This is a genomic window from Microbacterium atlanticum (assembly GCF_015277815.1).
In the GTDB taxonomy this organism is placed as follows: domain Bacteria; phylum Actinomycetota; class Actinomycetes; order Actinomycetales; family Microbacteriaceae; genus Microbacterium; species Microbacterium atlanticum.
The window spans coordinates 1,046,305-1,057,984 of the sequence record NZ_CP063813.1; the positions used below are offsets into that span (position 1 = coordinate 1,046,305).

At 70.6% G+C, this 11,680-nt stretch carries 10 protein-coding genes; 5 read left to right on the forward strand and 5 right to left on the reverse strand.

All coding sequences use genetic code 11. From position 1 onward, the window contains the following. Positions 1–23: 23 nt before the first annotated feature. Both IR212_RS04565 and IR212_RS04570 read right to left on the reverse strand, forming a co-directional pair. Positions 24–1,247 carry an oligosaccharide flippase family protein gene (locus IR212_RS04565; RefSeq protein ID WP_194397800.1) on the reverse strand — a complete coding sequence of 408 codons (1,224 nt, stop codon included), beginning with the start codon at positions 1,245–1,247 and terminating at the stop codon, positions 24–26. A gap of 50 nt (positions 1,248–1,297) precedes the next feature. After that, positions 1,298–2,398 (reverse strand): glycosyltransferase family 2 protein, encoded by a 1,101-nt coding sequence (locus tag IR212_RS04570; RefSeq protein ID WP_194397801.1) that lies wholly within the window; start codon positions 2,396–2,398, stop codon positions 1,298–1,300. 232 nt (positions 2,399–2,630) lie between these two features. On the opposite strand from IR212_RS04570, the gene IR212_RS04575 reads away from it, so the two are divergent. The 3 genes from IR212_RS04575 to IR212_RS04585 are packed head-to-tail and all read left to right on the forward strand — an operon-like array spanning position 2,631 to position 6,004. Beyond that, on the forward strand, positions 2,631–4,403 hold the full coding sequence (locus IR212_RS04575) for a DUF6798 domain-containing protein (protein WP_194397802.1): 1,773 nt from the start codon (positions 2,631–2,633) through the stop codon (positions 4,401–4,403). Positions 4,404–4,457: 54 nt separating this feature from the next. Further along, positions 4,458–5,255, forward strand: coding sequence for an ABC transporter permease (locus tag IR212_RS04580; protein WP_194397803.1), 798 nt, complete (start codon positions 4,458–4,460; stop codon positions 5,253–5,255). After that, positions 5,255–6,004, forward strand: coding sequence for an ABC transporter ATP-binding protein (locus IR212_RS04585; protein ID WP_194397804.1), 750 nt, complete (start codon positions 5,255–5,257; stop codon positions 6,002–6,004). The genes IR212_RS04580 and IR212_RS04585 overlap by 1 nt, the downstream gene beginning before the upstream one ends. A 13-nt stretch (positions 6,005–6,017) precedes the next feature. Here IR212_RS04585 and IR212_RS04590 read toward each other — a convergent pair whose 3' ends face one another. The 3 genes from IR212_RS04590 to IR212_RS04600 are packed head-to-tail and all read right to left on the reverse strand — an operon-like array spanning position 6,018 to position 9,854. After that, on the reverse strand, positions 6,018–7,007 hold the full coding sequence (locus tag IR212_RS04590; protein WP_194397805.1) for a glycosyltransferase: 990 nt from the start codon (positions 7,005–7,007) through the stop codon (positions 6,018–6,020). Between the two features lie 58 nt (positions 7,008–7,065). Next, positions 7,066–8,421: an O-antigen ligase family protein gene (locus IR212_RS04595; protein ID WP_194397806.1), complete on the reverse strand. Its 1,356-nt coding sequence runs from the start codon at positions 8,419–8,421 to the stop codon at positions 7,066–7,068. Continuing rightward, a complete protein-coding gene (locus IR212_RS04600) occupies positions 8,418–9,854 on the reverse strand; it encodes an O-antigen ligase family protein (RefSeq protein ID WP_194397807.1) in 1,437 nt (478 codons plus the stop codon). Before IR212_RS04600 ends, IR212_RS04595 begins: the two co-directional genes overlap by 4 nt. Positions 9,855–9,993: 139 nt before the next feature. Between IR212_RS04600 and manA the strand changes: the two genes are divergently transcribed. Further along, entirely contained in the window at positions 9,994–11,145 is a 1,152-nt protein-coding gene (gene manA, locus IR212_RS04605) for a mannose-6-phosphate isomerase, class I (RefSeq protein WP_194397808.1), read from the forward strand. 180 nt (positions 11,146–11,325) lie between these two features. Next, entirely contained in the window at positions 11,326–11,652 is a 327-nt protein-coding gene (locus IR212_RS04610; protein ID WP_194397809.1) for a WhiB family transcriptional regulator, read from the forward strand. Positions 11,653–11,680 lie beyond the last annotated feature (28 nt).

An 11,680-nucleotide genomic window follows, 5' to 3' on the forward strand; every position in this document is an offset into this window, starting at 1 on the left:
TTCGATTCGAATCGCCGATCAGCCTAACCGACCGGCCGTGTCGCATCCCCGGCCCTGCGCGAGGCCCGCCGATCGACGAGGAGGAACACGGCGAGCACCGCCGCGCCGATGGCGCCGAGCGCGACGAGCATCGCCGGCACGTCGGGGATGGCCCACGTGAACAGGGCGAACTGTGCGACCACGGCGATGACCAGCGCGATCGCGCCCGCCCGGGACGCGGAGGATGTCATCTTGATGAGCATTCCCTGCGCGGCGATCCAGGGCAGGTACGCCAGCGACACCGGAACGAGCATCTCGACCGCGCCGGAGTACGCGTTGCCGTAGAGGAGCGAGATGATCAGCGGCCCCCACAGGGCCAGCACCGCCGTCAGCGCCAGTCCCGTGGCCAGTGAGAGCCCCAAGGTCAGCAGCACGCCGAGCCTGCTGAGCGCCGCGTTGTCGCGGTTGCGCACGAACCGCGGAAGCAGGTAGAGCGACAGTGTGGCGGGGATGATGAATCCGGCACGGACGAGCACCGTCACCGCGGCGTAGGTTCCGGCGACCGACGCCTCGGCCCCGGCGCGCAGGTAGAACACGTCCGAGGTCGTCAGCCACGCGAAGCTCACCGTGAGCACGACGATGGTCAGGCCGTCGGCGCTGAAGACGCCGGTGGCGGGTCGCGGGATGCGTCGCGCCGCCCACGCCGCGCCCACCAGGCACGCGGCGATGGCGACGAGGGTGGCGGCGATGATGCCGCCGACGCCGAGAGCCAGGATCATCGCGACCAGGATCAGCGCGACCCGGGCGACCTGCGACGCGGTCGTCCACCACACCGCGCGGGCGACATTCCCCGCGCCCTGCAGCAATCCCAGCGCGTCCGCGAAGACGAACGTGAGCGGGATCGAGAGGCCCGCAGCGATCACCACGGCCACCGTCGTGTCCAGCGCGCCGGCGATCAGCGGGGACAGGGCGGCGACGACCGCTCCGCCGCCGAGGCCGATGGCGATGGCGTCGCGCGGCCAGCGGGTCCTGGTGCGCGCGTGCGTGTCGTTGCGCGCGAGCGCGGCTGCCGTCTGCACCGTGACGAGGTTCTGCAACGACGAGCTTCCGACCGCGGCGACGTTGACGATCACGAGGAACGCGGCGAACAGGCCGAACTCCGCCGGTGCGAGGTATCGCGCGCTCAGGATCTGCGCGAGGAACGTCGCGACGACGCCGACGATGGTGGCCAGCGCGATCATCGACAGCCCACGCGCGTGCGCCCGCACGTGGCCCCCCCACCCTCTCGCCGGACCCTCGGGCGGAAGATCGGCGCTGCTCACAGGTCCGGCGCAGACTCGACGACAGCGCCTCTGGACGCGGGAACGGATGCCGCGGACCGCCCGCCCCGGAACGACCGACGGTGCAGCACGACTCCGCGGACCAGACCCCGCCAGAACACCAGGCCGAACGGCAGGACATAGACGAGGTAGGACTGGATCGCCCGGATCGGGGCACGACGGATCCCCGCGATGACGGCTGGCGCCGAGATCGCCAGCGCGGTGAGCGAACTCAGCCACCCCAGCGCACGGGGTCGCCCCGTGACGACGGCCGCGAGGCCGGCCCCCAGGACGAGGGGGGGTGCGAGTGCGAGGCCGATGAGCACGACGTTCCGCAGCCGCGAGGTTCCCGCATAGCTGTCGACGAACATGGTGCCGCGGCCGCCGGCATGGGCCAGGAACTTCCGCAGCGTGGTTCGGGGACGGTAGGTCGCGGAGAAGCCGGGATCCAGCCGGATGGGCTGTATGGCAGCGATGTGACGCAGCAGCTTGGTGTCGTCCGACGTGAACCGCGCGTTCTTGTCAGGCCAGCAGGCGTCGTACGCGTCGAGCATCACAGTCCGCTGCACGAGGAAGCACCCGGTCCCCTTGGGCACCCGATCGAAGTTCGCCGGCGTGATGTCCATCGGGCGCGGGTCGGCGAGGTACTCGCCCCAGAACACATGCGTGGGCACCTCCCAGAAGCGGCCGACGAGCGGGGTCGCCGGGTCGGTGATCACGTGCCCGTTCCAGGCGCTCGCCGAGGAGAGGGCGTCCACCGCGTTCAGGTGCGCCAGCGCGTCCGGGTGCAGCAGAAGACGGGAGTTGAGGATCAGGGTCCAGTCGGACTGCGCCGCCCGCAGCCCGTTCCACACGGCCAGGAACACGCCCTGATTCGTCTGGTCGATCACCCGGACCTCGTATCGGCTCGCTGCCGCGCGTCGGGCGAGGAGATCGGCTGTGGCATCCGTCGATCCGTCGTCCACGACGACGATCTCGGCGCGCCAGGGCGTGCGCGACAGCGCTGCATCGACGGCATCCAGCGTCGAATCGAGCCAGGGCGCGGAGTTGTAGGAAGGGATGACGATCGAGAGATCGATATCACCGGAGGATGTGGCCATGAGCGGCGGGAGTCCCATCTGAGTGCCTGGAGGGGCGTCCGCAGACGCACGACGCGGCCGGAGCCGGGCCGGGGCGGTGCCGGATCCGCCGCAGCGGCCCTGGTGGCCGAGGCGACCGGGACCAGTATGAATCGTAATGCCGGGGTCGGATCCTTGCAGATCACCGCCGCCCGACTAGGATGCTCAGGTCCGGCATCCGGACCGATGGGTTCGTGAAGCAGGAGAGCGGGCAATGGCAGACCGGGTCGTCGCGGCCGAGGAGGGCGCCGCACCTGTCGGCGCCGCGAGTGGGCAGCCGCCGCGAAGCCGGCGCGGGCTGCGGACCACGGGTCTGGTGATCCTGGTGGCAGGACTCCTCGGCGTGCTCGAGGTGTGGGGCAACATCGGCTACGGCTATACCGCCGGGTGGGGCGACCACTTCGTGCTGTCGCCGCAAGGGCTCCGATGGGTGCACCCGGAAGCGTTCGAGAACGACTGGTTTCTGGCGGCCGCGCCCCAGCCGCACTGGTTCTTCGACGCCCTGACCGCCTTGAGCGAGCGCTCCGGCCTGCTCTCGGCGGCCTACGCCCTCTTCTGGATGGCGGGGCTCGTCGCCTTCGCCGCCGCGACGGTTCTGCTCGCCGGCCGATTCGCGCCCGGTGCACGCTGGCAGGTCGCCGTGGGCGTGACGCTCGTTGCGGCGGTCACTCCGTGGATGATCGGCGGCACCGGTTCGCCGGTCATCGCCGTGGCGATCCCGGCCGTGCTCTCAGCCAACCTCATCTACCTGCTCATCGCCGCCTTCCTCACGCAGCGGCTCGTCGTCGTCGCGGTCCTCGCCCCGCTCATCGCGATCGTCCACGTTCAGCAAGGGTCGATCGCGATCGTGCTCGTCGCCTCGATGCTCACCGTCGACGCAGTGCGCCGTCGCCGGATCGACGTCCGGCTGGCAGCAGCGCTCGGGCTCACGATCGGCTTCGTCGTGCTCGGCCTCTCACTTCGGCCGGTCGCGGCCAATCTCGGCGACTTCGTCGAGATCTGCGACCGGATCATCCCGTACCACTGTGCGGCTCATCTGTGGCCCATCTGGGACGTCATGGCGACGGTGGGACTGGTCGTCCTGTGCGCGCTCAGCGCGCTCCTGATGCGCCGCCCGGAGCGCTGGAGGTGGTTCGCAACGGCGGGCCTCGCGGCTCTGGGGTACACCGGAGGCTTCCTCTCGGACGCCCTGCGCATCCCCGTGCTCGGAGAGATCGCCCAGGGCGTCAACGTGTACCGACTGGCAGCCGTCCTCCTCCCGTTCGCGGTCTGGGGCGCATTCGTACCGCTGCTGGTCAGGCTGCCCGCACGCCGGATGATCGTCCTCATCGCGATCTGGGGTGCCGCCTGGGTGCTCCTGCTCGCCACGCCGTCGTGGGCCGGCACCCTCCTCCGCCGGGAAGTCCTGCTGACCACCTCGCTCCTGCTGCCGCTCATCTGGCATCTCTGGCGCACGTGGCGACGGGGCCGCGCACGGGGCGCCGGCAGCCCGGGCGGCCCCGCGCTGCTCGCCGGGGTGCTGGTGGTCGCCTCGGTCGCCTCCTACGGCGGTCTTTCGGTCCGCGGTGTCGACTTCACCTTCGTGAGGGATGCCGGCCTGCGCGAATGGGGCTCCCACGTGCGCGAGATCGTGCCGGCCGGCGAGGTCCTGGTCGCATCGCCGCGATCGGAGTGGGTGAAGCTCGTCACGCAGCGCGCCGTCATCGCGGACTGCAAGAACGTCCCGTACGGCGGACCGGCGTGGGACGAATGGCAGCGCCGGCTGGACGCCCTCGCGGGATGGGAGCAGTGCGTGGCACCGGGCCCGCTCCTCTACGACGCGCTGCCCGCCGATGCGCTCGCCGACGTCGCCGACGAGTACGGCTCGGAGTTCATCGTGGTCAACCGCGGGCAGGATGCCCAGATCGCGGGGCTGAAGCGGCTCGGATGGGCCGAGGTGCTCGCGCCGGTGGGCGGCTCCGGCGCGCACGTGCTGCACCGGGAGTGACGCGTGGTCCGCGGCTCGGATGTGCGCGGTGCACCGCCCCGTAGACTCGACACCGTGACCACAGCCGCCGTCGGCGCCCCCGGATCGCCCCGGCGCTACCTCCACTCGCTGTGGCTGCTGTCGGCCCGGGACCTCAAGGTGCGATACGCCACGAGCGCGCTGGGCTATCTGTGGTCGGTGCTCGATCCGCTCGTGATGAGCGCCATCTACTGGTTCGTCTTCACCCAGATCTTCGACCGCACCGTCGGGCACGAGCCGTACATCGTGTTCCTCATCACCGCGCTGCTGCCGTGGGTGTGGTTCAACTCGGCCGTGTCGGACTTCACGAGGGCGTTCAGCAAGGACGCGCGGCTCGTGCGCTCGACCGCGATCCCCCGCACGATCTGGGTGAACCGGATCGTGCTGTCCAAGGGGATCGAGTTCTTGTGCTCGCTGCCCGTCCTCGTGCTGTTCATCGTCTTCGCCGGCCCCGGCATCCAGTTCAACTGGGGTCTGCTGCTGTTCCCCGTCGCCGTCCTGCTGCAGACGGTGCTGCTGATCGGGCTCGGGCTGCTGGTGGCACCGCTGTGCGTGCTGTGGAGCGACCTCGAGCGCACGACGAAGCTCATCCTCCGCGCCCTGTTCTATGCGTCACCCGTCATCTACGGCGTCTCGGACCTGCCGGGCGTCTTCGAGACGCTCGCGGCCTTCAACCCGCTCGCCGGCATCTTCGCCCTCTACCGCGTCGGATTCTTCCCCGAGGAATGGGACGCCTGGGTCGTCGCGATCGGCGCCGCGCTGTCGCTTTCCGTCTTCGCCCTCGGCGTCTTCGTCTTCCGTCGCCTCGAGCGCCCGGTGCTGAAGGAGCTGTGATGACGTCGACAGGCCTGGCGATCGAGGTGGAGGGCCTCGGCGTGCGATTCCGCCGCAACCGTCGCGGCCGGCGCAGCATCAAGGACCTCTTCTCCGACTCGACGCGCCGCTCGAAGCCGGGGGAGTTCTGGGCGCTGCGCGACGTGGGCTTCGACGTCCGGCCCGGCGAGTCGATCGGCGTCGTCGGTCGCAACGGGCAGGGCAAGTCGACGCTGCTGAAGCTCGTCGCCGGCGTGCTGCTCCCCGACGAGGGGACCGTGTCGGTCAACGGCGGCGTCGCGCCGCTCATCGAGATCACCGGCGGCTTCGTCGGCGATCTGACCGTCCGCGAGAACGTGCGCCTCACCTCGGGACTGCACGGCATGTCCAAGGCGGAGGTCAGCCGGCGATTCGACGGCATCATCGACTTCGCCGAGCTCGACGACTTCGTCGACACCCCCTACAAGCACCTCAGCAACGGGATGAAGGTGCGGCTGGCGTTCTCCGTCGTGTCGCAGCTCGAGGAGCCGATCCTGCTGGTCGACGAGGTCCTGGCCGTCGGCGACAAGGCGTTCCGCGAGAAGTGCTACGCCCGCATCGACGAGCTCCTGGCCGACGGCCGGACGCTGTTCTTCGTGTCGCACAGCGAGCGGGACCTGCGGCGCTTCTGCACCCGCGGGCTCTACCTGGACAAGCACCGCCTCGCTATGGACGCCCCGATCCGGGATGTCCTCGACCGCTACAACGCCGACTACCCGACGGGCGCCTGACTGTTCGGCCGGCTCAGCGGCCCGGCTGTGCGGCGGCCTCGAGGGGCGGCATGGGCTGCCACGAGGCATCCCGCGAGATGGCCCGGCCGTCGCGCAGCCCGCGGAAGAGATTCGACGTGCCGCGCACCGTGCGCTCGACGAAGAAGAGCCTGATCAGCTCCTTGGCGAACGTCAGCGCCGTCCCCAGCGCGAACGGCAGCGGCCGGTAGACCCCGAGCGACCGGTAGTACTTCTTGATGTACGCGCGATTGCGCATGATGTAGTACCGATACGCGTTGCTCGACGCGTTCATGTGCCGGATGCCCATGTCCCACTGCCTGATCTCGCGCGTGCGCCGCAGCACGAAGTCGTCGACGATGACCGACTGCGTCTTGCGCGATGCCAGCCAGCCGTACATCTGGTCGTCCCAGTAGATGAAGAACCGGGGATCGGGCAGGCCGATCTGGCGCACGATGTCGCGGTGGATGAACATCCCCTCGAAGCATCCGGAGTTCATCGGCTTGAAGCCGGACTCGTCGAAGGACGCCGGGGCGAACGGGATCGGGATCGCCAGCGGCTCGGCGATCCGGTACTGCCAGTAGAAGGCGCTGCCGTCATAGTCGTAGCGGCGACCCTGGATGCTCTTGAACCGCGGCGTCCACTTGCCCATCTTCGCCAGGCCGTCCGGCAGCACCTCGACGTCGTCGTCCATGAGCCAGATCCACTCCGAGCCCAGTTCGTACGCGACGCGCATCCCCTCGCTGAATCCGCCCGAGCCACCGGTGTTCGTCTCCATCCGGCGGTACACCAGCTCAGCGGGCGCGAGGCTCTCGCGGAACGACGCCACGACGTCGGCGGTGTCGTCGGTCGAGGCGTTGTCGATGACGACGATGTGCCCGGGCTTGGGGTCCATCTCGGTCAGGCTCGTCAGGAGGCGCGTGAGCAGCCCCGACCGGTTGTACGTGACGATCGCGATCGTGGCGGTCGCGGGGTCGAAGGTCGCGGCGGACGGGACGTGGGTCACGGGGCTGATCTCCGGGGGCGAGTGTGCGGGGCGCCGAGGCGACGGGCCGGAGAGAAGCCTACCCCGCCGCCCCGTGGTCTCCCTGGGCGTGGGGGAGACCCGAGCCGTCCGCCCTCACGGGGCCCGCAGCATCCGTTCCGCTGTCCAGCCGCTCCCGCCACGACCGCGACTGCCCTGCCCGCACCGCGCAGAGCACCAGCATGAGCCAGCCGAGGCCCGTGAGGGTGAAGCTCTCGAACATCGAGTCGACGAGCAGCGCCACCAGGATGAGCGGCGTCCAGGCGTACACCACCGAGCGCCGCTCGCCGGCGACGAGCCACGATCGGGCGAGCGCCAGAGCCCCCAGCGCGAGGAACAGCACGAGCCCCACCCACCCGAGCTGCAGCGCGACGTCGAAGTAGGCGTTCAGACCCGTGGCGTGGTCGGCGTCGAGCCAGAAGTTGATGGCGTTGAAGGGGTACTCCTGCGGGTCCCACACCCCGTACCAGCCGAAGCCCTGAACGGGACGCTGCCGGAGGAGGTCGACCATGAAGTTCCACAGGTCGACCCGCATCGAGAAGTCCGTGCCCGCTCCGAGCAGGGCGATGATCGGATGCCGCGCCGCATAGCCCACGAACACGCCGACCACGACCAGCCCGCCGAGGGCGAGCTGCAGGCCCGCGCGACGTTCGGGGCGGGCATGGCGGACCAGCGCGAGGGCGCCCACGGCGAGACCCACCGCGACGGCCACGACGAGGACCGTGGGCGAGTCGCTGAGCGCGGCCAGGCCGCCGGCCAGCACCACGGAGGCGACGGAGACCCCGGGGCCGACGGACTGCGTGCGGTACTCGATGAGGAAGGTGATGAGGGCGAGCAGCGCGACGAAGCCGAGGAGGTTGCGTGTGCCGAAGATGCCCTGGATCGGGCCGAGCTGCGCGAGGTTGCCCTGCACGCCGAGGAAGCGGAAGGGCATGTCGAGGAGGATCCCCGAGAGCACCTCGACGGCGAGCGAGAGGCCGAGGAGCGCCCGCAGGACGTCGCCCAGCGCCCGCACCGTCTGGAGGGTGTCGCGCACGTGCCCGATCACGACGGCGAGGAAGGCGGTGGCAGCCATCGACACCCAGCTCCAGAACGAGGCGCCGGGTTCGCCGCTCCAGAAGACGCTGACCAGCGCCCAGCCGGCGAACATGACGACGCTCGTGGGCACCAGGCGCAGCAGCGAGACCTCGCGACGGCGCACCACCATGATGGCGACGCCCAGCACGCACAGCCCCACCACCGCGGTGACGTAGGTCACGTGCCCGGCGATGCGCTCGATCGCGAAGGCCGAGAACACGGTGCCGAAGACCACGAGCGTGTAAGCGCGCGCGAAGGACGCCGAGTTCAGCAGGGCACCCAGCCACCCGGGCGCCGTCGATGCGGGAGATTCGCTCACGCGTCCGGCCCTGCGGCCCCGCCAGGGCGGACGGGCTCCTCGGCGGGCACCGCCTCCCCGCGCTCGATCGCGGCGGACTGCTCCGCCGGGCCCACCCCCACGTGCGGAGACTGCTTGATCTTGCCGCCGAGCATGACCAGGAAGAGCCACCCCCACAGCAGCAGCGGACTGGACTCGGCCAGTCCCTGCACGAGCAGGATCGCGCCCACCAGGGTGGGCAGCAGCGTCAGCGGCGAGTAGGGCCGGTCGGCGCGCAGATCCCAGCGCGGCCGGTCGACCGCGAAGAACCACGAGCGCCAGATGAACGCGAAGAACAGCAGCGCGAGCAGCACCACGCCGACGATGCCCAGCTGCATCGACACGTCGATCCACATGCTGTGCGCCTGCATCACGGTCTGGCCGTGGTCGACGATCCAGCCGTCGAAGGCGGGATCCGACGGGATCCACGGCGTCGCGAAGCCCCAGCCGACCCACGGCCTCTCCGCGGCGCGAGCCAAGACGGCCTCCCAGATGCGCTCACGACCGGTGAGGTCCGAGCTGCGCCCGAGCGCGGTGAACAGGCTGTCCCGCAGCAGCCAGAGGGTCACCAGCCCGCCCGCCCCCACCACGACGTAGCCGACGTAGAACTTCGTCCGCTCGCCGGGTCTGGTCGCGCGGCGCATGAGCAGGACCGTGACGAGCACCACCGCGACGGCGGCAGCCGCCAGATACGCCGTCGCCGAGGAGGCCCGGACGAAGAGGAAGGCGGCCAGCGCGATCCAGATCCACAGGGCGACGCGGCGCGGCGCTCCCGAGGCCAGGCGGATGGCGAAGACGACGATCGCGAGCAGTGCCACCGGGCCGAGCAGATTCGCGCTGCCCATGATGCCCTGGAGGCGCTCGGGGAAGTCGAAGAGGTTGTCGCGCGACCAGTACTCGATCGGATCGTCGGCCTTCTCGACCACCCAGCCGGGAAGGATCGGCTTGCCGATGACCACCGACACCCACAGCTCGAACAGGATCGACAGCGCGACGACCCACTTCAGTGCGGACGCGATCGCGCGCACGAGTTCCCGCCAGGTGAGCACGCTGCCGATGAACAGCGCCTGCAGGGTGGTGATGTACAGCAGCAGGAGGGTGATCGCCGTGGTCTGCGGCCACGCCGACCAGGTGAGCGACAGGGTCGCCCACAGCACGTACGACACGACGAACCAGGGCAGACGCCGCCACTGCACCGGCGGTCGCACCACCGCCCACAGCAGCGCCGACAGCACGCCTCCCGCGATGGTCACGACGGCGGTGGGAAGCTCGCCGATGGCGTTGACCCACGCGGTCCCCGACAGCGACATGAAGAGGACGAAGATGCACCAACCGCGCAGCAGGAGGTGGCCGGTCTTCTCACGGACCGGCGGTCCCGGCGGCGCCGACGCCGGATGCTTCGAATGGACGGCCATCGCTCTCAGCGTACCCGCGCGACGCCGCGCCACCCCGCCGATCTGCTGATCCCCGGGGTTGCCCGAGGGGCGGGGCGTGCCCGCCGCGCGCGGGGGCGGGACGCCGGGCGTGCGGAGGCCCTTGGCTAGGCTGGAGCGCGTGCTGATCCCCCTGGCGAACGCCCCCCGCGACTACGCGTGGGGCTCGCCCACTCTGCTCGCAGAGCTCGAGGGCCGCACGCCGTCGGGCCGTCCCGAGGCGGAGGTCTGGTTCGGCGACCACCCGGGCGACCCGGCGGAGATCCCCGACGGGCGCACGCTCGACCGGTGGATCGCCGAAGAGGGGGCCGCCGTCGGGGTGGGGGAGCCGCTGCCCTACCTGCTGAAGCTGCTGGCCGCGGCATCCGCCCTCTCGATCCAGGCCCACCCGTCCCTCGCGCAGGCGTCCGCCGGCTTCGCCCGGGAGGAGGCGGCCGGGATCCCGCGCGATGCCGCCGAGCGCACCTACCGCGACCGCAACCACAAACCCGAGCTCATCGTGGCCGTCAGCGAGAGCTTCCGGGCGCTCGCGGGACTGCGCGACCTCGACGACACCCGCCGCCTCATCGCGGCGCTCGGACCGCGTGCCGCGCCGCTCGCCGAGCGTCTGGAGCGAGCGGATGCCTCGCTCTCGGGCGTCATCGGCTGGCTGCTGTCCGACGGCGCCGGCGCGGCGCGCGAGGTGATCGCCGCCGCGGCGGCCGCCCGCTCCGACGAGTTCGCCGACGAGCTGGCGCTCGCGCGCGCACTGGACGAGGCGTTCCCCGGCGACCCCGGCATCGTCGTCGCGCTCCTGATGAACCTCGTGACGCTGCGTCGTGGCGAAGGGCTGTTCGTCCCCGCGGGAGTCCTGCACGCCTACCTCGAGGGGCTCGGCGTCGAGCTCATGGCGGCGAGCGACAACGTGCTGCGCGGCGGACTCACGCCCAAGCACGTGGATGCCGCCGAACTGGTGGGCGTGCTGGATCCCGTGCCGGGCCTGCCGCCGGTGATCCGCCCGCGGCCGATCGGAGACGGCATCGCCCGCTACGACGTCCCCGTCGATGACTTCGCCCTGCTCGTGGCCGTGCCCCAGGGCGACGCGACCGTGGACGTGCCGCTCGCGGGCACGTCGATCGCCCTCGCGACTGCGGGTGCTCTCACCGTGTCCGGCCGCGCGTCGGGGGCGCGCACGACGCTGAAGCCGGGAAGCGCCGTGCTCATCACCCCCGACGAGGGGGGAGTGCACGTCTCCGGCGAGGGGCGGCTGTTCCTCGCGCAGCCGGGGCGCTGAGCACGGGGTCCGGGCTTTCTCACCGGACCGTTACACGCGACGACACGCCGTCGGCGCGTCGTAAAGGTTCAAGAGGCGGTTGAGCCTTTACTATCTGCGACTTGACCTCGCCGAACTACACGGGTGTAATTAGCCGTACACGCACCAGCGTGGAGCAGGATCTCGGGGGGTGAGAACGACATGACGGTTTCGCAATTCCGTTCCGGCGTTCCCGACGACTGGTTCGTCGATCCGGTTCAACTGGGGGTTCCGGGGGTTCGCCGCAACGTCGACGCGGAAGAAGACAATCCGCTCGCGTGGCAGACCGACGCGCTGTGCGCGCAAACCGATCCGGAGGCGTTCTTCCCTGAGAAGGGCGGCTCCACCAGAGATGCCAAGCGCATCTGCACGTCGTGCGACGTCCGCGGGGAATGTCTCGAGTACGCGCTGCAGAACGACGAGCGGTTCGGCATCTGGGGCGGTCTGAGCGAGCGGGAGCGTCGCAAGCTGAAGCGCCGCGCGGGCTGAACGCACGCCGCGGCCGACCGGCACGATC